23 protein-coding genes and 1 tRNA gene are annotated in these 19,491 nt (G+C 66.3%); 9 read left to right on the top strand and 15 right to left on the bottom strand.

The window, feature by feature from the left end:
* Positions 1-2: 2 nt before the first annotated feature.
* The 3 genes from KAK09_RS02565 to KAK09_RS02555 form a co-directional block, all read right to left on the bottom strand.
* On the bottom strand, positions 3-680 hold the full coding sequence (locus tag KAK09_RS02565) for a 6-phosphogluconolactonase (protein WP_210877251.1): 678 nt from the start codon (positions 678-680) through the stop codon (positions 3-5).
* Positions 677-2,131 (bottom strand): glucose-6-phosphate dehydrogenase, encoded by a 1,455-nt coding sequence (gene zwf / locus KAK09_RS02560; protein WP_210877250.1) that lies wholly within the window; start codon positions 2,129-2,131, stop codon positions 677-679. Before zwf ends, KAK09_RS02565 begins: the two co-directional genes overlap by 4 nt.
* A 160-nt stretch (positions 2,132-2,291) precedes the next feature.
* The gene (locus KAK09_RS02555; protein WP_247651005.1) at positions 2,292-2,750 is read right to left on the bottom strand and encodes an Lrp/AsnC family transcriptional regulator; all 459 of its coding nucleotides are present in this window, start codon (positions 2,748-2,750) and stop codon (positions 2,292-2,294) included.
* 24 nt (positions 2,751-2,774) lie between these two features.
* Between KAK09_RS02555 and KAK09_RS02550 the strand changes: the two genes are divergently transcribed.
* Positions 2,775-3,086 (top strand): DUF6356 family protein, encoded by a 312-nt coding sequence (locus KAK09_RS02550; protein WP_336244408.1) that lies wholly within the window; start codon positions 2,775-2,777, stop codon positions 3,084-3,086.
* A gap of 31 nt (positions 3,087-3,117) precedes the next feature.
* On the opposite strand, the gene KAK09_RS02545 is transcribed toward KAK09_RS02550, so the two are convergent.
* Positions 3,118-3,783: an HAD-IA family hydrolase gene (locus tag KAK09_RS02545; protein ID WP_210877248.1), complete on the bottom strand. Its 666-nt coding sequence runs from the start codon at positions 3,781-3,783 to the stop codon at positions 3,118-3,120.
* Positions 3,784-3,914: 131 nt separating this feature from the next.
* Here KAK09_RS02545 and glmU point away from each other — a divergent pair, with 131 nt between their 5' ends.
* On the top strand, positions 3,915-5,267 hold the full coding sequence (gene glmU / locus KAK09_RS02540) for a bifunctional UDP-N-acetylglucosamine diphosphorylase/glucosamine-1-phosphate N-acetyltransferase GlmU (RefSeq protein WP_210877247.1): 1,353 nt from the start codon (positions 3,915-3,917) through the stop codon (positions 5,265-5,267).
* A 2-nt stretch (positions 5,268-5,269) separates the two neighbouring features.
* Positions 5,270-7,093 (top strand): glutamine--fructose-6-phosphate transaminase (isomerizing), encoded by a 1,824-nt coding sequence (glmS, locus tag KAK09_RS02535; RefSeq protein ID WP_210877246.1) that lies wholly within the window; start codon positions 5,270-5,272, stop codon positions 7,091-7,093.
* 5 nt (positions 7,094-7,098) lie between these two features.
* On the opposite strand, the gene KAK09_RS02530 is transcribed toward glmS, so the two are convergent.
* Complete coding sequence (locus KAK09_RS02530; protein ID WP_247651004.1) at positions 7,099-7,491, bottom strand: hypothetical protein; 393 nt, start codon at positions 7,489-7,491, stop codon at positions 7,099-7,101.
* 113 nt (positions 7,492-7,604) lie between these two features.
* On the opposite strand from KAK09_RS02530, the gene moaA reads away from it, so the two are divergent.
* Entirely contained in the window at positions 7,605-8,615 is a 1,011-nt protein-coding gene (gene moaA / locus KAK09_RS02525; protein ID WP_210877244.1) for a GTP 3',8-cyclase MoaA, read from the top strand.
* A 32-nt stretch (positions 8,616-8,647) separates the two neighbouring features.
* On the opposite strand, the gene der is transcribed toward moaA, so the two are convergent.
* From der to KAK09_RS02500, 5 genes are all read right to left on the bottom strand, one after another.
* Positions 8,648-10,096: a ribosome biogenesis GTPase Der gene (gene der, locus KAK09_RS02520; RefSeq protein ID WP_210877243.1), complete on the bottom strand. Its 1,449-nt coding sequence runs from the start codon at positions 10,094-10,096 to the stop codon at positions 8,648-8,650.
* Between the two features lie 48 nt (positions 10,097-10,144).
* Positions 10,145-11,476 carry a PQQ-like beta-propeller repeat protein gene (locus KAK09_RS02515; protein WP_336244407.1) on the bottom strand — a complete coding sequence of 444 codons (1,332 nt, stop codon included), beginning with the start codon at positions 11,474-11,476 and terminating at the stop codon, positions 10,145-10,147.
* 34 nt (positions 11,477-11,510) lie between these two features.
* Entirely contained in the window at positions 11,511-12,197 is a 687-nt protein-coding gene (locus KAK09_RS02510; RefSeq protein ID WP_210877242.1) for a hypothetical protein, read from the bottom strand.
* Positions 12,198-12,267: 70 nt separating this feature from the next.
* The gene (locus tag KAK09_RS02505) at positions 12,268-13,482 is read right to left on the bottom strand and encodes an NADP-dependent isocitrate dehydrogenase (RefSeq protein WP_210877241.1); all 1,215 of its coding nucleotides are present in this window, start codon (positions 13,480-13,482) and stop codon (positions 12,268-12,270) included.
* Positions 13,483-13,514: 32 nt separating this feature from the next.
* Positions 13,515-13,817: a hypothetical protein gene (locus KAK09_RS02500; protein ID WP_210877240.1), complete on the bottom strand. Its 303-nt coding sequence runs from the start codon at positions 13,815-13,817 to the stop codon at positions 13,515-13,517.
* 406 nt (positions 13,818-14,223) lie between these two features.
* Between KAK09_RS02500 and dusA the strand changes: the two genes are divergently transcribed.
* Entirely contained in the window at positions 14,224-15,213 is a 990-nt protein-coding gene (gene dusA, locus KAK09_RS02495) for a tRNA dihydrouridine(20/20a) synthase DusA (protein WP_210877239.1), read from the top strand.
* On the opposite strand, the gene mnmH is transcribed toward dusA, so the two are convergent.
* Positions 15,210-16,244, bottom strand: a complete 1,035-nt coding sequence (mnmH, locus tag KAK09_RS02490; RefSeq protein ID WP_210877238.1) for a tRNA 2-selenouridine(34) synthase MnmH — start codon at positions 16,242-16,244, stop codon at positions 15,210-15,212. The two genes, dusA and mnmH, sit on opposite strands and share 4 nt — an antisense overlap.
* Positions 16,245-16,409: 165 nt before the next feature.
* On the opposite strand from mnmH, the gene KAK09_RS02485 reads away from it, so the two are divergent.
* The 4 genes from KAK09_RS02485 to KAK09_RS02470 all read left to right on the top strand — a co-directional run bounded on the left by KAK09_RS02485 (position 16,410) and on the right by KAK09_RS02470 (position 18,201).
* Positions 16,410-16,486: transfer RNA gene (locus KAK09_RS02485), tRNA-Pro, on the top strand.
* 253 nt (positions 16,487-16,739) lie between these two features.
* Positions 16,740-17,021 (top strand): hypothetical protein, encoded by a 282-nt coding sequence (locus KAK09_RS02480; RefSeq protein WP_210877237.1) that lies wholly within the window; start codon positions 16,740-16,742, stop codon positions 17,019-17,021.
* The gene (locus KAK09_RS02475) at positions 17,018-17,935 is read left to right on the top strand and encodes a helix-turn-helix domain-containing protein (protein ID WP_210877236.1); all 918 of its coding nucleotides are present in this window, start codon (positions 17,018-17,020) and stop codon (positions 17,933-17,935) included. The genes KAK09_RS02480 and KAK09_RS02475 overlap by 4 nt, the downstream gene beginning before the upstream one ends.
* Positions 17,932-18,201, top strand: coding sequence for a hypothetical protein (locus KAK09_RS02470; RefSeq protein ID WP_210877235.1), 270 nt, complete (start codon positions 17,932-17,934; stop codon positions 18,199-18,201). Before KAK09_RS02475 ends, KAK09_RS02470 begins: the two co-directional genes overlap by 4 nt.
* A 300-nt stretch (positions 18,202-18,501) precedes the next feature.
* Here KAK09_RS02470 and KAK09_RS02465 read toward each other — a convergent pair whose 3' ends face one another.
* Genes KAK09_RS02465 through KAK09_RS02450 form a run of 4 tightly spaced genes read right to left on the bottom strand, consistent with a single transcriptional unit; the run spans position 18,502 to position 19,438 of the window.
* Positions 18,502-18,708: a helix-turn-helix transcriptional regulator gene (locus KAK09_RS02465; protein WP_210877234.1), complete on the bottom strand. Its 207-nt coding sequence runs from the start codon at positions 18,706-18,708 to the stop codon at positions 18,502-18,504.
* A gap of 13 nt (positions 18,709-18,721) precedes the next feature.
* Positions 18,722-18,997, bottom strand: a complete 276-nt coding sequence (locus KAK09_RS02460; protein ID WP_210877233.1) for a hypothetical protein — start codon at positions 18,995-18,997, stop codon at positions 18,722-18,724.
* Positions 18,991-19,209 carry a hypothetical protein gene (locus KAK09_RS02455; protein ID WP_210877232.1) on the bottom strand — a complete coding sequence of 73 codons (219 nt, stop codon included), beginning with the start codon at positions 19,207-19,209 and terminating at the stop codon, positions 18,991-18,993. Before KAK09_RS02455 ends, KAK09_RS02460 begins: the two co-directional genes overlap by 7 nt.
* The gene (locus KAK09_RS02450) at positions 19,202-19,438 is read right to left on the bottom strand and encodes a helix-turn-helix domain-containing protein (RefSeq protein ID WP_210877231.1); all 237 of its coding nucleotides are present in this window, start codon (positions 19,436-19,438) and stop codon (positions 19,202-19,204) included. Before KAK09_RS02450 ends, KAK09_RS02455 begins: the two co-directional genes overlap by 8 nt.
* Positions 19,439-19,491 lie beyond the last annotated feature (53 nt).

The following is a 19,491-nucleotide window of genomic DNA, read 5'->3' as shown; positions in this document are numbered from 1 at the left end:
GCTTACTCCTCGGGTGCCCAATGCACGGTGGCGTTGCCCAGAATAGCGGCCACCGGGGCCTCGATGGGGCGCAGGTGGCGCGCGCGCTCAAGGGCTTCGCGCTTTCGCGCGCCGGTGATGACGATATGGGTGCAGATTGCCCCCGCCAGAACGCACGCTGAAAGCGTCACGCGCGCCTCATCCTCACCCTTTGCGCGGATCGGCACAAGGATGGGCGCGCGATCATCGAGCGCGGCCTCGAGCCCCTCGGCCCCCGGAATGAGCGAAGCGGTATGCATGTCCGTTCCCATGCCCAGAAGGCAGATGTCGATGGGCAGGACGGGGGATATGTTGGATTCGAGTTCCGGCAGCACCGCCTCGGGCGAGTCTGACCGGACATAGAGCGGCAGAAAGCGCGCCGCCGCAGCGCGCCCTGTGAGCAGGCGGGCGCGAATGAGCCGCGTGTTGGAGCGGACATGCACCTCGGGGCGCCAGCGTTCGTCCGAGAGCAGGATATCGACGCGGCCCCAGTCGAGATCGGCGTCGCAAAGTGCGTCGAAGATCGGCCCCGGCGTGGTGCCACCCGGCACGACGAAAAGCGCTCGTTCCTTGTGGCCAAGCACCATGCGCAATTCGCTTGAAAGCGTGTCGGCAAGGCCAAGGGCCAGCAATTCGGTATCGGGATACTCGGTGAGGGTCATGGGCGTATCTCCCGCCAGCGGCGGCCGTCGCGATGCATCAGCATGAGCGCATCGTCGGGGCCGGAAGAGCCGGTGGCATAGGGCAGGGGGGTTGCGCCCGCCACCTGCCACTCGGCGATGATCGGATCGGTCCAGGCCCAGGCGGCCTCGACCTCGTCGCCGCGCATGAACAGCGTCTGGTTGCCCCGGATCACATCCATGATGAGCCGCTCGTAGGCGTCGGGAAAATCGGCCTCTTCCGGCCCGAGCGCCTCGGCGAAGGTCATGTCAAGCGGCACGTCGATCAGGCGCATTCCCCCCGGTCCCGGTTCCTTGATGGTCACGCCAAGCTCGATCCCCTCGTTGGGTTGCAGCCGGATCGTCAGGATATTGCGGTGACGCCCGGCCTCGGGGCCGAAGATCGAATGGGGTGCATCCTTGAACACCACGGCGATTTCGCTGGCGCGCTCTCGCAGACGCTTGCCGGTGCGCAGGTAGAAGGGCGTGCCCGCCCATCTCCAGTTGGAGATATGCGCCTTGAGGGCGACAAAGCTTTCGGTCATGCTCTCGGGGTTCTCGGCCTGCCTGCGGTAATCGGGCTGGGTCTCGGTGCCCTCATACTGGCCGCGCACGACGTTTTCGGGGGCGACGGGATCGAGTGCGCGGATGACCTTGAGCTTTTCGTCGCGCACGGCGTCGGGGTCGAACTTGGCGGGCGGCTCCATCGCGATGAGGCACAGAAGCTGCATCAGGTGGTTCTGTACCATGTCGCGCATCGCGCCCGCGCGATCATAATACTCGGCCCGCCCGCCCACGCCCACGCTTTCGGCCACGGTGATCTGGATGTGATCGACATACTGGCTGTTCCAGAGCGGCTCGAACAGCACGTTGCCGAAGCGGATCGCCATGAGGTTCTGCACCGTCTCCTTGCCGAGGTAATGATCGATGCGGTAGATCTGACCCTCGTCGAAATGGCGCGCCAGCGTGCGGTTGAGGGCGCGCGCGCTGTCGAGATCGTGACCGAAGGGTTTTTCCACCACGATGCGCGCATCGCCATCGGCCAGCCCGTGCTTTTGCAGCCGCTTGGCCAGATCGCCAAACAGCGACGGGCCAACGGAGAAGTAGTAGGCGCGGATGCGGTCCTTGCGGGTCTTCCGCGCGAGCGCCTCCCACCCGTCCTCGCCGCGCGCGTCGAGAATGACGTAATCGAGCATGTCGACAAAGGTGGCGAGAGCCTTCTTGCGGTTGGCCGCGTCGGGGGCGAATTCGGTGATCGCATCACGGGCGAAGGCGCGGTATCCTTGGGCGTCCATCTCCGAGCGGGCAGCGCCGATGAGACGGATATCGGCCTCGAATTGCCCGGCGACGTAGCGGCGGAAGAGCGCGGGCAGGATCTTGCGCCGGGCCAGATCGCCGGTGCCGCCGAAAATCACCAGATCGAAGGGATCGACCGGAATCACCCGAGAGGCCATGGCGCGTCTCCCTTTCTGCCGCGCGCGGACTTTACCACGGTCGGCAGGCGGCACAATGGCGGATGGGGGGCACCGCGTCACCCTCGGACGTGGTCCGAGGGTCTCATGGCCCGGAGATCCTCCGGTCGAGCCGGAGGATGACGGCGCGCGAGGGCGTGCGTCAGACGTGATCGAGCGGCAGTTCGGTGGTCGCGCGAATCTCCTCCATCACAAAACTGGCCGAGACATCGCCCATGGGCACGCGCGCGATCAGGCTGCGATAGAGCCGGTCGTAATCGGCCATGTCGGCCACCTGCGCGCGGATCAGGTAATCGAGATCGCCGGTCATCCGCCAGACGCCCTGCACCTGCGGCAGGGCGCGGATGGCGCGGGCGAAGGCATCGAGCCACGCGGCATCATGGGCGGCGGCGCGGCATTGCATGAACACGGTGAGCGGCAGGCCGATGCGCGCAGGGTCCAGAAGCGCCACGCGGGCGCGGATCACGCCCGCGCCTTCGAGCGCGCGGATGCGCCGCCAGCAGGCATTGCGCGACAGTCCCACCTTTTCCCCGAGCGCGTCGAGGGCAATGGTGGCATCGCGTTGCAATTCGGCGAGGATCTTGCGGTCGAGATCGTCCATTATGTGCACCATAAGGCATTTTTGGTGGATTATTTCCCATATCATATGAATTACCCGAGAAAAATGGGAGAATGTCACGCAATGCTTGGGCTAATCTGCGGGAGCGATCCGAACAGGAGGAAACCGGTCATGCTGAGCAAGCTCTTTCTCGATCATCCGCGCAGCGTGGAGGAAAGCTATCTCGAACACGCGGCCTTTGCCGGGCGTTTTGCGCTGCGGCTTTTTGCGGCGGGGGGTGCGGCCTTGATCCACGCGATCATCCCTTGCGCGTTTGAAAAGACAGCCAGCAGGATGATCGCGGATATGTATGCAAGAACGCATAATCGGGGGCGGTGAGGGGACAGCGGGCGACAGGTGATCGCCGTTCTTATCCGATGAGCCGTGTCACGACTCCGGGCAACTCGTTGTAATGGGCGATGATCGCGTCCGGTTCCAGCGCGGCCATGTCGGCCCCGGACGGCCCGAAGCCAACGAGAACCGAGGGCATGCCTGCAGCGCGCGCGGTCTCGCGGTCGGTGTCTGAATCGCCCACCAGAAGCGCGCGCGCCGGATCGCCGCCCGCGCGGCGCACGGTCTCGGTGAGGTGTTCGGGATCGGGCTTGCGCACCGCCAGCGTATCGGCGCCGGTCAGTGCGTGAAACGTCTCCAGCACGCCCAGTCGGTCAAGCAGGAGCCGCGCCAGCGCCTCGGGCTTGTTGGTGCAGATCGCCACACGGTAGCCCGTGCCGCGCAGCCCCTCGACCGCGTCTATCGCGCCGGGATAAAGCCGTGTATGGGTGTCTATCGCGCCCTCGTAGGCGGCAAGCAGCACCGGGTATTGGCGGTCGATCTCGGCCTCGTCCGCGCCGCGCCCGAGCCGCTCCATCCCCAGCCGCAGCATCGCCCGCCCGCCACGCAGCGCCACGCCCGCATCGCGTGAGGCACAGAGCAGATCGCCCGCGCCCATGCCGCGAAAACAGGCATTGGCGGCGGCGATGAGATCGCCGCTTGTGTCGGCGAGCGTGCCGTCGAGATCGAAAACCACGGTGCGCATGCGCCCCCTCCTGTTGTCCGGCAAGACCCCGCTTAGCCCCGACAGGCGAGGCCCACAAGGTTTTCCCTGCCCTTGCGTATATTCCGCGAACAGATAGAACGGCCTTTTCTTGTCCTGTCACGGAAATGCCCATGCCCTTTGCCCTCATCGTCCTTGCCGCCGGCATGGGAACCCGCATGAACTCGGACCTGCCCAAGGTTTTGCACCCGGTCGCGGGAGAGGCGATGCTGATTCACGCCATGTCTGCCGGGATGGCACTGGGGCCGGAGCGTGTGGTGGTGGTGGCAGGCCACGGGGCGGAGCAGGTGCGCAAGGTGGCGCTGGCCTTTGATCCCGAGGCGCAGGTGGTTGTCCAGGCCGAGCAGCTGGGGACCGCGCACGCCGTGGTGCAGGCCGCGCCCGCGCTTGGCGATTTCGCAGGCGATGTGCTTGTGCTCTATGGCGATACGCCCTTAATCCGCCCCGAGACGTTGGAATGCATGGCCGAGGCGCGGGCGCGGCATGATGTCGTCGTGCTCGGGTTCGAGGCCGACGATCCGGGCCGCTACGGGCGGCTGGTGATGGCGGGCGAGGTGCTGGAGCGGATCGTCGAGTTCAAGGACGCGACCGAGGCGGAGCGGGCGATCGGGCTGTGCAACAGCGGGGTGGTGATGGCCTCGGCCCCGGTGCTGTTCGATCTGGTCCACGCCGTCGGCAATGACAATGTGGCGGGGGAATATTACCTGACCGATATCGTGGCGCTGGCGCGCGCGCGGGGTCTCTCGGCCACGGCTGTCACCTGCGCCGAGGCAGAGACGCTTGGCGTCAATTCTCGCGCGGAACTGGCTGCCGCCGAGGCCGCCTTTCAGGCGCGCGCGCGCGCCGAGGCGCTGGAAACAGGCGTGACCCTGCAAGCCCCCGAGACGGTGCATTTCGCCCGCGACACGATGGTGGGGCGCGATGCGGTGATCGAGCCATTTGTGGTTTTCGGCCCCGGCGTGACGGTGGAAAGCGGCGCGCTGATCCGGGCGTTTTCGCATCTTGAGGGGTGTCATGTCTCACGCGGGGCGGTGGTCGGGCCCTATGCCCGGCTGCGCCCTGGCGCGGAGTTGTCGGAGGATGTGCGCATCGGCAATTTTGTCGAGGTCAAGAACGCGCTGATTGCCGAGGGCGCGAAGGTCAACCATCTGAGCTATATCGGCGATGCCGAGATCGGCGAGGGCAGCAATATCGGGGCAGGGACGATCACCTGCAACTATGACGGCGTGATGAAGCACCGCACCACCATCGGGCGGGGGGTGTTCATCGGCTCGGACACCATGCTTGTCGCGCCGGTGACGGTGGGGGATGGCGCGATGACAGCCTCGGGGTCGGTCATCACCCGCGATGTGGCACCGGGCGCGCTGGCGGTCGGGCGGGCGCGGCAGGAGAACAAGCCCGGCTTTGCCATCCGGCTTTTCGAACGGTTGCGCGCGCTCAGGGCGCAAGCGAGCAAGGGAGAGTAACCATGTGCGGAATCGTTGGCGTTCTGGGAAATCACGAGGCCGCGCCGGTGCTGGTGGAGGCGCTCAAGCGGCTGGAATATCGCGGCTATGACAGCGCGGGCATAGCCACGATCAACGACGGGGTGCTTGACCGCCGTCGCGCCGTGGGCAAGCTTGTCAATCTCTCGGACATGCTGGTGCATCACCCGCTCGCGGGCAAGGCCGGGATCGGCCATACCCGCTGGGCCACCCATGGCGCGCCGACCGAGCAAAACGCACACCCCCACAAGGCCGGCCCGGTCGCCGTGGTGCATAACGGCATCATCGAGAATTTCCGCGAGCTGCGCGCCGAGTTGGCCGCAGCCGGGATCGGCCACGAGACCGATACCGATACCGAGACCGTGGCGCTGCTTGCGCAGCATCACATGCAGCAGGGCATGACGCCCGAGGCCGCCGCCCGCGCCACTATCGCGCGGCTCAGGGGGGCTTATGCGCTTTTGTTCCTGTTTGACGGCGAGGGCGATCTGATGATCGCCGCGCGCGCGGGCAGCCCGCTGGCCATCGGCCATGGCGAGGGCGAGATGTATGTCGGCTCGGACGCCATCGCGCTGGCCCCGATGACAGACCGGATTACCTATCTGGAAGAGGGCGATATTGCCGTGGTGGCGCGCGCGGGGGTGACGATCACCGATGCCGACGGGCGGCTGGTGAACCGGCCCGTCACGCAGATCGCCATCGACAGCGCGCGGGTGGACAAGGGCGGGCACCGGCATTTCATGGCCAAGGAAATCGCCGAACAGCCGATGGTGATCGGCAATGCGCTGCGCCATTACCTGAGCGATGACGGCAACGAGATCGTCCTGCCCGAGGCCATGCCCGATTTCGCACGGGTGGAACGGCTGGTGCTCGTGGCCTGCGGCACGGCCTATTACGCCTGTCTCACGGCAAAATACTGGTTCGAGCAACTGGCGCGGCTGCCGGTCGAGGTCGATATCGCCTCGGAGTTCCGCTATCGCGAGCCGCCCATCTCCCCCGGCACCGTGGCCATTTTCGTGAGCCAGTCGGGCGAGACCGCCGACACGCTGGCCGCGCTGCGCTATTGCCGCGACCGGGCTGACAGCATCCTTGCGGTGGTCAATGTCGAAACCAGCTCCATCGCCCGCGAGAGCGACCTGGCGCTGCCCATTCAAGCCGGGACAGAGATCGGCGTCGCCTCGACCAAGGCCTTTACCTGTCAGTTGACCGTGCTGCTGATGCTTGCGCTCAAGGCGGCGCGGGCGCGCGGCGAAATGAGCGCCGAGCGGCTTTCCGATCTGCTCTCGGCGCTGCGCGGCCTGCCGGCCACGCTCAACACGGCGATGGAGATCGACGGCGCGATCCGCGACGTGGCGCGCGATCTGTCGGGCGCGCAAAGCGCACTTTTCCTCGGGCGTGGCGCGATGTATCCGCTGGCGCTGGAAGGGGCGCTGAAACTCAAGGAAATCAGCTATATCCATGCCGAAGCCTATGCCTCGGGCGAGTTGAAGCATGGCCCCATCGCGCTCATTGACGAGACGATGCCGGTCATTGTCATGGCGCCGTGCGACGCGCTTTTCGAGAAGACCGTATCGAACATGCAGGAGGTGATGGCGCGCGGCGGGCGGATCGTGCTCGTGTCGGATGCGGCAGGCGTGGCGGCGGCGGGCGCGGGCACGTTTCAGGCGGTCACCCTGCCTGCGGTCGATCCTGTGCTGGCGCCGATCCTCTATGCGCTGCCCGCGCAGCTCATCGCCTATCATACGGCCATCGCCAAGGGCACCGATGTGGATCAGCCGCGCAATCTGGCGAAATCGGTGACGGTGGAATAACCGGCTCACCCCCCCGCCGACACCCTCAGTTCCGGCAACGCGGTGAGCGGCAGGCCAAGTGCCTGATAGGCGGCAAGCGACAGGCGGCTGCCCGCGCCCGGCGCGCCTTCGATGGGGATGAGATCGAGCGTGACCGAGCGTCCGGTGGCTGGGTCGCGCACCGTGCCGCGCATGGGCTCTGAGACGAGAGGCGTGCGCATCCACAGCCCCGCCTCGCGCACATCTCCGAGCGAGGCGACGGTGGTTGCGGGCAGGATCGCGCGGGGCGGTTGCGGGGCGGCGGGCGCGGTCTCGGGTGTGTCGATCACAACCGCGTCAGGCGGCGGGGCGGCGGTCGTGGCGTGCGGCTCGATCAGTGAACAGCCGCCGAGAAGCAGAAATACAAGGGAAAAACGCAAGCTCATAGCCATAATGACAGGGTAACGCCGCGCAATGCGCCCCGCAACGGACAAGATGACCCTGCACGCATATCCCCCTTGCCGCAGCGCGGGCGCGGGAATAGGTTTGCACCATGACAGACGCCCCGCTCATCGACCCGTTTCAGCGCGCCATCTCCTATCTGCGTGTCTCCGTCACCGACCGCTGCGATTTTCGCTGCGTCTATTGCATGTCGGAGAACATGACCTTTCTGCCGAAGAAGGAGCTTCTGACGCTGGAGGAGCTTGACCGCATGTGTTCCACCTTCATCCGGCTCGGGGTGGAGAAGCTGCGGATCACCGGCGGAGAGCCGCTGGTGCGCAAGGGGATCATGACATTTTTCAATGCCATGACGCGGCATCTTGAGGCGGGCCGTCTCAAGGAATTGACGCTGACCACCAACGGTTCTCAGCTGGAGCGCTTTGCGGCGGACCTCCATGCTGCGGGGGTGCGGCGGGTCAATGTCTCGCTCGATACGCTCGACGAGCAGAAATTCGCCGACATCACCCGTTGGGGGCGGTTGCCGCAGGTCTTGCGCGGTATCGACGCGGCGCAGGCGGCGGGTTTGCGCGTCAAGATCAACACCGTGGCGCTCAAGGGCTTCAACGAGGACGAGCTTTTCGCCCTGGTGGACTGGTGCAAGAGCCGCGACATGGACCTGACCTTTATCGAGGTCATGCCCATGGGCGATATCGGCAACGAGGACCGGCTGGGCCAGTACTGGAAGCTGAGCGATCTGCGCGCGCGGCTGGCGGAGCATTATACGCTGAGCGATCTGGCCGAGCGCACCGGCGGGCCGGCGCGCTATGTGCGGCTGGAGGAGACCGGGCAGAAGATCGGTTTCATCACGCCGCTCACGCATAATTTCTGCGAAAGCTGCAACCGCGTGCGGCTGACCTGCACGGGCGAATTGTTCATGTGTCTGGGGCAGGATGACATGGCCGACCTGCGCGCGGCCCTGCGCAACAACCCCCGCGACGACGCGCCCCTGGAGGCGGCGATCCGGGCAGCGATCGCGATGAAACCGAAGGGCCACGATTTCGACTATTCCCGCCAGAGCGTCGATGGCCGCGTGTCGCGGCACATGAGCCATACGGGCGGCTAGGCAGGGGCCGCGCTTCGGGGGGCGCCCCCGGCCTAGAGATGCTTGCGCAGGCGTGACGGCCCCGGTTTCTTGCGGTCCTTGTAGGGGTTCTTGTCCGACTGCCCGCGCACATAGAGCCGGATCGGCGTGCCCGGCATGTCGAAGGCTTCGCGCAACCCGTTGACAAGATAGCGCGTGTAGCTGTCGGGCAGCTTGTCGGGATGGCTGCACATCACCACGAATCCCGGCGGGCGGGTCTTGGCCTGGGTGATGTAGCGGAGCTTGACACGGCGACCGCCGGGCGCGGGCGGCGGGTGCTGTTCCAGCATTCCCACCAGCCAGCGGTTGAGCTGTGCCGTGGGCACACGGCGGTTCCAGACCTCGTGCGCCTTTTCCACCGCCTCGCGCAGCCGGTCCAGCCCCTTGCCGGTCTTGGCCGAGACCGTGACCAGTGGCGCGCCGCGCAATTGCGGCAAGAGCCGGTCGAACGCTTCTTTCAAGGTACGCAGCTTGCCCTGCCGGTCCTCTTCCACGTCCCATTTGTTGACCGCCACCACGACGGCGCGTCCCTCGCGTTCGGCCAGATCGGCGATGCGCAGATCCTGCTGCTCGAAGGGAATGGCGGCGTCGAGCAGGACCACGACCACCTCGGCGAACTTGACCGCGCGCAACCCGTCGGAAACCGAGAGCTTTTCCAGCTTGTCCTGAACCTTGGCCTTCTTGCGCATTCCGGCGGTATCGAAGATGCGCATCGGCAGCCCGTCCCAGTCGAGGCGGAGCGAGATCGCGTCGCGGGTGATGCCGGCCTCGGGGCCGGTCAGAAGCCGATCCTCGCCCAGTATCTTGTTGATCAGCGTGGATTTCCCGGCATTGGGCCGGCCGACTACCGCCACTTGAAGCGGGCGTGCGGGCGTCGGGCGCCATTCGGGGGCGGCGTCTTCGTCGCTCACGTCGGTGTCGATCAGCACGTCGGTTTCGGGGGCCTCGGCCTCGGCGCGGGCGGCGAATGCGTCCGAGAGCGGCATGAGGCGGGCATAAAGTTCATTCATGCCCTCGCCATGCTCGGCGGAAAGGCGGATGGGATCGCCGAGACCGAGCCCATAGGATTCGAACACGCCCGCATCGGCGGCGGAACCTTCGGATTTGTTGGCGGCAAGGATGACATGGGCCGAGCGCCTGCGCAGGATGTCGGCAAAGACCTCATCCGTGGGGGTCACGCCCGCGCGCGCGTCGATCACGAAGAGGCAGATATCGGCCATATCGACCGCGCGTTCGGTGAGCTTTCGCATCCGGCCCTGAAGGCTCTCGTCGGTGACCTCTTCCAGCCCCGCCGTGTCGATCACGGTAAAACGCAGATCGCCCAGACGCGCCGCGCCCTCGCGCAGGTCGCGCGTGACGCCGGGGCGGTCATCGACCAGCGCGAGGCGCTTGCCGACAAGGCGGTTGAACAGCGTGGACTTGCCCACATTGGGCCGCCCCACGATTGCGAGAGTAAAGGACATGGATCGACGCTCCTGCCGGTCAGACGGCGGTCATACTAGATCGCGCGCTTAACGGAAAGCCAGAAGCTGCCCCTTTTTCGTGACGACATAAAGCGTGCCGCCCGCCACCACGGGGTTGGAGGTGGCGCCACCGGGCAGGTCGATTCCGCGCACCTGCTGACCGGAGACAGGATCGAAAAGGCGCAGCTTGCCATCCGCCGAGGCGACGACGAGTTGTCCGCCTGCCAGAACCGGCCCGTAATGACCGACGATCTGGGCTTGCCGCTTGGGCCTGCGTTCCGTGAACAGCGGCAGGGCGTGGCCCCAGATGCGGCTACCATCCTCGGCCGAGAGGCGCACGAGTTCGTTGCGGTCGCTGATCAGGAAAATCGAGTCGCCCGCAGGCCAGACCGGGTTGAGCGGACCTTCCTCGGCGGTCCAGAGGCGCTTGCCGCTGCCGATGCCGAGGGCGACCATGCGCCCGGCATGGCTTCCGACAAAGACCCGGTCGCCCATCACTACCGGATCGCCGGTTATGTCGCGCACGCGCCCGCTGGCCACGCCGCGCCGCTCTCCGGCGATCTGCGCGTCCCAGAGGCGCAGGCCACCCTTGCGGAATGCGCCCTGGACCTCGCCCGCGCCGAAGGCGAAAACCACGTATTTGTCGGTGATTGCGGGGGCCGGGCCGCCCAGCACGTTATGGATGTCGGGCGTGCCGGACAATTGCCAGCGCACGCGGCCCGTATCGGTCTCGATCGCCCAGGCGACCTCGTCGCCCGCGACGACATAGACAAGGCCGTCATGCACCGAAGGCGCGGCGGTGGTGGGCGCATCGAGTTTCTGCTGCCAGATCACCGCGCCCGTGACCGCATCGAGCGCCGAGATCAGACCGAAATTCGACACCACGAAAAGCTTGCCCTCGCCAAAGGCCAGCCCGCCGCCCGAGGCGCTGGTGCTGCTCTGGTTCGGCGGGGTCAGGTCGCGCGTCCACAGCACCTGACCAGCGGTCGAGACCGCCGTCACGCGCGCCAGCGCATCAAGGGTGAAGATGCGTCCGCCAGCCACCACTGGATCGGCGGTGATGCGCACGCGCCGTCCGTCTCCGGTGCCGATACTGGCCGCCCAGGCCAGTGCGGGCGCAGAGGACAGCGCGGGATGCGCCGTGCGCCCGATCGGCGTGCCGTGGCGCTGGCGCCACTCGGGATTGAGCTCTGCGGCGGGTAGCGCGAGGGGCAGGGCGCGGTTCACCGGCGTCTCGCTGGCCTGAGCGCGGCGCGCCTCTGTCTGGAGCACGTCGCGGATATTCTCGCGCTCACCGGGAAGGACGGGATCCTTCTTGGCGCATCCCGCGAGGACAAGGGCCGCAAGCGCCCCGATCAGAACCGTTTTCGCCGTTACCACTGCCGCCCCCGTTCGTCCCTTGTGCTGCGTCGCCTTATTGACCGGCGGGCAGATCGTCACTCAGGCCCCGCATTTCAGGCGGGTCCTCACCCAGCGCCACAATCACCTGTGTGACGCGGCGACGCAAGGCCGCAGTCGCCTCGGCATCCATGGCCAGCGCCGCCAGTCGGTCAAGCGCGGCTTCGCGCGCGCCGGTCTCGATGTCGATGAGCGCAAGCTGTTCCTCGGCCAGAAGCCGCAAAAGGCCGGTGCTTGCGGCAAAGGGCGCAAGACGCGCGCGGCGCTCCTCGGCGCTCAGTCCCGATCCGGGCAGGGCCACCGCCTTGAGTGTGGCGATCTGCTGATAGACCGGCGGCACGCCGGTGCGGTCAGCCACGGCCAGAAGCTGCGCAGCCGCGCCCGCCGGGTCGGACTCTGTACGCTCGGAGGCGGCGAGAAGGTCGCGCACCGCCGCGCCGCCGGGGCCGGGGGCCTCGATGGCGTCCAGCGCGTGCGCGCGGCCCTCGCTCTCGGGGACGGCCAGCGCGGCGAGAATGGCGTCGCCAAAGGCCTCGGCGCGGGCCTGCGCCTGCGCCTTGCGCCACTCGTTCCAGGCCGCGCCCCCCACCAGCAGCAGGATCGCCAGCACTGCGATCCAGCCATAGCGGCGCATCAGTGCGTAAAGCCGGTCGCGGCGCACCTCTTCGGTGACTTCCTCGATGAAACTGTCGGTATTGCTCACGCCGCACCCCTTCCCGGATTTCCGCCCCTCTTACCGTGTAGGTCGGGCCCTGCCAAGGGGTGCGTGCCGTTCAGCCCCCAAGCGCCGCGTCGAGATTCGTGGCCACCTTTTCAAGAAAGCCCATGGTGGTCAGCCAGCCCTGATCGGGGCCGACAAGAAGGGCAAGATCCTTGGTCATGTGGCCCGATTCGACGGTCTCGACCACGACCCGCTCCAGCGTTTCGGCGAAATGGCGCAGCGGCTCGTTGCCGTCGAGTTTGGCACGATGCCTCAGCGCGCCGGTCCAGGCGTAGATCGAAGCGATGGAATTGGTCGATGTCGCCTCGCCGCGCTGGTGTTGGCGATAGTGGCGGGTGACGGTGCCATGGGCGGCCTCGGCCTCCATGATCCTGCCGTCTGGCGTCAGCAGTTGCGAGGTCATCAGGCCGAGCGAGCCGAAGCCCTGCGCCACGGTGTCGGACTGCACATCGCCGTCATAGTTCTTGCACGCCCAGACGAAGCCGCCGTTCCATTTCATCGCGCAGGCCACCATATCGTCGATCAGGCGGTGCTGGTATTCGATCCCCGCCGCCTCGAAGCGTTCCTTGAATTCCGCTTCATAGACCTTCTGAAAGAGAGCCATGAACTGCCCGTCATATTGCTTGAGGATGGTGTTCTTCGTGCTGAGGTAAAGCGGCCAGCCCAGATCGAGCGCGTAATTCATGCTGGCGCGGGCGAAGTCGATGATCGAGGCGTCGAGGTTGTACATGCCCATGTAGACGCCCGAGGAGGGCGCGCGGAACACCTCTTCCTCGATCACGGTGCCGTCCTCGCCCACGAATTTCATGCTGAGCGTGCCGGGGCCGGGGAATTTCATGTCCGTGGCCTTGTACTGGTCGCCAAAGGCGTGGCGACCGATCACGATCGGTTTGGTCCAGCCGGGCACGAGACGCGGCACGTTGCGGCAGATGATCGGCGCGCGGAACACCACCCCGCCAAGGATGTTGCGGATCGTGCCATTGGGCGACTTCCACATCTTCTTCAGGCCGAATTCCTCGACGCGTGCCTCGTCGGGCGTGATCGTGGCGCATTTGACAGCGACGCCGGTTTCAAGCGTCTTTTCGGCGGCGTCGATGGTGATGCGGTCCTCGGTGCGGTCGCGTTCCTCGATGCCGAGATCGTAATAGAGCAGGTCAAGATCGAGATAGGGGAGGACGAGTTTCTGCTTGATGAAGGCCCAGATGATGCGGGTCATCTCGTCGCCATCCATTTCGACGATGGGGTTGTCTACCTTGATCTTCGACATGGGGTGCTCCTGACAGGGTGTGTGTGGCACTTCTATATCAGCGACGCGGCAGCGCAGAAAGAGTATACCGTCGCATGCATTTCATCGGCGGGGTTGAGGAACCCGGGCAACGGTTGGTTGTTGTGGTCCCTCTCTCCCGGAAAGATCCCGTCGTCGCGAAAGCCGATGGGGGTCAGGCGATCATCGCCGATCAGGATGCGGTGAAGGCGGTCGATCCCGGACTGGTTCAGCGGGTGCTTGCCCGCCTCCGGAACGGCCCAGCCCCAGCGCCCGAGGTGGTTTTCAGGCGGGCGCTCGCCCTCGATCTTGAAACCTGCACGGCTGTCGGCCGGCACATGAAGCTTGCCGCGCGGGCCACGACATGGCCATCTGTCCTGCCGCTGGGTTTTGTGTAACCAAGCCGTTCCTTGCCCAGATCGCGCTTGAGCGTGGTAAGCGTGGCGACCTTGGCGCGCGTCGGGGCGGTTTCTCTGCCTCGCACATACCGGTTATAGATCGGTCGATGAGGTCGCCAAAGGTCTGGAGGCGGGAGATGGACGTGCCTGCAGGTGGCAGCCCCCTGAGCCACCCTTTCGTCTGATCCGGACGCAAGCCAGGCACCGGAGGGGAGCGCGGGTAGATGGAGGCCATTTTCGTGTGCGACTCATGTGTGCAATGAGTCGTCGCAGAGGGGAAAATTCGGGTATATCGGGGTCTATCCCCGCGTAGCAGGGCCTAAGGCCAACAGTTTGAAGATACAAAATGCAAATAAATCAACACACTAGGTTGTCCGTGGCCCCTATGATGGACTGGACGGACCGGCATTGTCGCGCTCTGCACCGCCAGCTTAGCCGTCACGCGCTGCTTTATACCGAGATGGTGACCGCGCCTGCGCTGGTGCGGGGCGGGGCGTTGCATCTTCTGGACCATTCCCCGCAGGAGCATCCCGTTGCGCTGCAACTGGGCGGGTCGGACCCTGCGGAGCTGGCGCAGGCAGCAAAGTTGGGGGCGGAGGCGGGCTATGGCGAGATCAACCTCAATTGCGGCTGCCCCTCGGACCGGGTGCAATCGGGCACCTTCGGCGCGGTGCTGATGACGCAGCCCGCGCTTGTGGCCGAGTGTTGTGCCGCGATGATTGACGCGCAACCGCGCGAGGTGACGGTCAAGTGCCGCATCGGCGTCGATGATCAGGACCCCGAGGAGATCTTGCCTGAATTTCTGTCGCGGATCGTGGCGGCGGGGGTGACGCGCGTCATCGTTCATGCGCGCAAGGCGTGGCTGCAAGGGCTCAGCCCGAAGGACAACCGCGAAATCCCGCCGCTCGATTATGGTCTCGTTCAGCGGATGAAGATGCTCTTTCCCAACCTGCACGTGTCGATCAATGGCGGCGTCACCTCGCTCGACGAGGCCGAGGCGCTGCTCGGCTCGGGCCTTGACGGCGTCATGGTGGGGCGCGCGGCCTATCATCAGCCCGCCGACATCCTGTGCGCTGCCGACCGGCGGATCTTTGGCGCGCCGGGGCCGGACAGCACGGCCGAGGGCGCGGTGCGCGCCATGCTGCCCTATATCGAGGGGCATCTCATGGCGGGCGGGCGGCTCAACCAGATCACGCGGCACATGCTGGGCCTTTTCGCGGGGCGGCCCGGCGCGCGCGGCTGGCGGCGGATGCTGTCGGAGGGGGCGGTGCGCCCCGGCGCGGGACCGGAGCTGGTAGAGGCCGCGCTGGCCGAGGTGGTGCGCGCGGCGGCCTAGGCGTAGCGCGCAATCAGGTGCCGGGCGCTGCTGCGCAGCGTCGGCGGCGCGAGATCGGGCAGGGCGAGCGGCGCGGCCTCGGCCCGGCTCATGCGGGTATAGCGTGGGTCGTAATGGGTGGTGATGAGCGCCTCGACCAGCGGCGCAAAGGCTTCGGTCGCCGCGAGCGCGCGCCAGTCGGTCACCTGGGCATACCCGTGATAGCGCACCAGCCGCCCGAGGATCGTGTCGAGCCGCTCCGGGTCGGCGATCATGTCCGCGTATTCCCCGAGGATATGCGCCACCCGCGCCGCTATCGGCGCCTCAATCCGCACCGCGCGGGCCGCCTTCATCGCCATAGCCAGTGCCGGGGGCAGGGTTATGTGGCCGATGCGCGCGCTCTCGGCCTCGACAAAGACCGGGCGGGCGGGATCGAGCCGCGCCATGGCGGCGGCGAGCGTTGACTCGAACGCCTTTTGCGAGGGTTGCGCCGCGCCGATCAGGCCAAAGACCGAACCGCGATGCCCGGCCATCGCCTCGAGATCGAGCACCTGCGCGCCCTCGTCGGCCAGATGCGCCAGCAGCCGTGTCTTGGCGCTGCCGGTGCCGCCGTCGATCAGCACGACGGGGCAGGGAAACGGGTTGTCATAAAGCGCCGCGACCACGAGTCGCCGATAGCTGCGCCAGCCGCCTTCGATCGTGTCCGCGCGCCAACCGATCTGTTGCAGGATAGAGGTGAACGCGCCGGACCGCTGCCCGCCGCGCCAGCAATAGACCAACGGCCGCCAGCCGCCCGGACGATCCGCCAGCGGGCCTTCGAGATGGGCGGCGGCATTGCGCGCCACCAGTGCCGCGCCGATCTTGCGCGCCAGAAATCGGTCCTGCTGCACATGGATCGTGCCCACCCGGGCGCGCTCGTCATCCGAGAGCACCGGCAGGTTCACCGCGCCGGGCAGGTGATCCTCGGCATATTCCGCCGGAGATCGCACGTCGATGAACTCGTCGAAGGGCAGGGCGGCGAGCGCCGCGAGGTTGGTCAGGCGGACAGGCATGGGCAGGGCCTTGCGATTGGTGCGCCTCTCCTTGCCCGGAGCCGGGCATGAGCGCAAGGGGGGCGGACGGTCGTCCGAACGGGTTTCGTGATGCAATTCCTGTCGGCACGGGTGCAGTCCCTCTTGCAAAGCCCGCGCGTCGGGTATATTCGCCCGTCTCACGGTCGGAGTGTAGCTCAGCCTGGTAGAGCACTGTCTTCGGGAGGCAGGGGCCGGAGGTTCGAATCCTCTCACTCCGACCAATATCAATCAAACACTTAGCGGCTTTCCAGAAGCCCGGAATCCCGGTCGAAACTGCACGGTCGTGCAGATTGGCCTGAATCCGGGCTTTTTTTGTCCCTCGGAATGGCCCCAGGAGGCAAAGGAAAACCCCGGCCATGCCAAGGGCGCGACCGGGGTTCAGAAGGTCTCATTTGGGCAAATGAGGTCTGCAGAATACGTGCTCTGGCCGACTCGCACAAGCGCCAATGCGGCGTTCAACGGGAGGGCAGCGGCATGAGCCACGAAGCCACCCTTTGGGCCGTCAAGGCCTGCGACGTGCCGCTCGATGAGCGGATGGTTCTGGTCTACCTCGCGGACTGCCATTGCCCGGACAACGGGTGTCTGGCGACGCCAGAGCGCCTTGCCGAGGACGCGGGGATCGAGGCGGGCGACCTGCGTGAAATCCTCAAGCGGCTTGAGGCGCGCAGGAAGATCGTCAGGTTTGCGGACACGGACAGATGGCTGCTCGAGTTCGAACCTGTGTTCGCCTCCTTCGCAGGGGGGGCGCGCTCATGAGCTACCAAGCCACCAACTGGGCCATGAAGCAGCGCGACATGAAGCCTGCGACGAAAACGGTCCTGCTCTGCCTCGCGGATCGCCACAACCCCGAGAACGGATGCTTCCCCTCGCACAAGCGCATCGCCACGGACGCCTGCATGTCCGAGCGGAGCGTCCGGAACCATCTGGCAGAGCTCGAGGCGCGCGGGCTCCTGCGCCGGGTGAGGGGAACGGGCGGGCGGCTCAAGCGCGCCGCGACACGCTACGTTTTCGCCTTCGAGGACGGCTTCGAGGCTGTGGATAAGTCAGCCGATCGGGCCGAAAGTCGACGGCAAAAATGCGCGGAAAGTCGACGGCAAAATTTGCCGCCTAACCCTGTAAGAGAACCTTTAAAGGAGGAGGACGCGCACGAGGCGCCGGCTTCGAATGATCTTTTTGAAGGGGTGAAGCGGGCGGTGGGCTTCGGTCCCAATGCCATCCTCCCCAGCTGGTGGCGCGACCGGGCAGCGCGAGAGCACGTGATGGGCTGGAAGGAGCGGTTCGGACTGACGGACACGGAGATCATCGAGATCGCTGCCGCGACGCGAAAGGAACACCCGATCCCTCCTGACGGGCCGAAGGCACTCGACAGGGCAATGGAGCGCCGGTGGCGGGCGAAGCAGGCTGCGAAGAACGGGAACAAGCGCAGACGGCACTACAAGCGCCCCAGTGCGGCTCCTGCGAAGCCGGTCTTCTCGGAATATGATCGGCTCAAGCTGCGGGCTGACTGGGTGAATGGGGACGGTTTCCTTCCGCAGAGCAGCTTGACCAACGGGGACGTGCAGCGCCTCTTGCAGCAGAAACTGGTGACGCCCGAGCGCCTGCGGCAACGAGGCCTCGGCTATCTGATCCCCGACGGTCCTTGGGCAGCGAGAAGGGAGACAGCGGCATGAGCGACGAAGACGATCTGGTGGCCGAGCTGACGGAGGACCTCGACCGGCTGATGCTCGAGTTCGTCGGGCGCGGCCTGCCGGGCCTGCACGTCCTCAGCGCCGCGCACGGCCACGTGGTGGGCTGCCTCGCGGTGATCTGCGGGACGGAGGTCACCGCAGCCCACCTGCGGGCCACAGCGGCCTCTGTGGACCGTCTCCCGGCCAAGCACGAAGCAACGACGCTCGCGCAGGCGCTGGCTGCTGCGAAGCCCGCAGGGAACGCCTGAGCATGAGGGGGGGCGCGCGGAACCGGGGGGAGCCAGAGGACAGGCGCGAAGCGCCTCGCGGCTTGTTTCTGTCGGCGCAGCGCGAGGAAGGCAGGGGGCGGGCGGGCCGGAAATCGCGTCTCGCGCTCTCCTCGCGGGCCATCCCCCCCGGCTTTGGTTCCCCCTGCGCGCCAAACGGAGGCGGGGGGCGGAAGCGCGCTATGTCTCTAGCAACAAAAGAAAAATCTGGGTTTCCACCCAGCAATCCAATGAGGTTTCCACCTTTGGGTTTCCGGGGTTTCCACCCGGTTTTCAGGCCAGTCAACCTTTCCGAACGACGCGGGTTTTCAGCCATTCCCGGACGGTCTGCTCATGGTAGTAGACGCGGCGCCCGACTTTCACGAACTCGGGCCCGATCCCGTACGTGCTCCACTTCGCGATCGTCTGTGGCTGCACGCCCAGCTTCTCGGCGAGTTCCTCGCGGGTCAGGTATCCCTCGAAGATGTCCGAATCCCGTGTCTCAGCCATATCGGCCTCCTTCTCAACGATTGCTGGTCTCGCGCCGTGCGTCGACGGCTTGCTGGTGCTTGGTTTCGCGCTGGGCATTGCCTGCGGCTATGCTGTTCGCGGCAAGCTTGAGTGACCACAACTGAACGAGGCGCTGCTCGAGCGCGGGGTGGTGCCCAGCCGGGGGAAGTCGCCAGACAGATCGGCCAGGCGCGCGCAGCGAAGTCACATCGGCCAGAGCCTGCTCCATCTCGTTGTCGAGCTGCTGCCGCGCGCCTGAGTGGAAATTCCCGTTCGCGGCCATCAGCACGTGCCAGTTCGCCTTCGCCGTCGGCACTCGGGCGCGAGGTCGCCGAGCTGCTCGCCAATCTCGGCCGCGAGACGCCCTGCTTCCATCGCCTGATCGCCGGTTCGGAAGCGAGTGTTCTGGCGAAACGCGAAGACGGAAAGCGCGATGGCCAGCAGCGAGACACCCAGCGCGATCCATTCGACCGAGAGTGAAGCCGGGATCCAGTCAGGCATTGCGGTCTCCTTTCAGACGGACGCCGACACCCGCGTCCTCGGTGGCCTCGATGAATTCCACCCCGGCCTCTTCCAGCACATCGCGGATGGCCTTGATCGTCCTGGGCCGCAGCGTGTCGCCGCGCTCGAGCCTCGCGATCGTGTCGATGGCGACGCCCGCGCGCTGGGCGAGCTCCCGGATACCGAGGCCAGTTGCTGCCCGTGCCATTCGACATTGCACCGCGTTCATTCGGAATCCTGTTCTGAAATGCTTGACGCCTTGCGCGCCGATACCCATTCGTA

Source organism: Roseovarius autotrophicus (assembly GCF_018069895.1).
Classification (GTDB): domain Bacteria; phylum Pseudomonadota; class Alphaproteobacteria; order Rhodobacterales; family Rhodobacteraceae; genus Roseovarius; species Roseovarius autotrophicus.
This window is presented reverse-complemented; position numbering and strand designations above follow the sequence as displayed.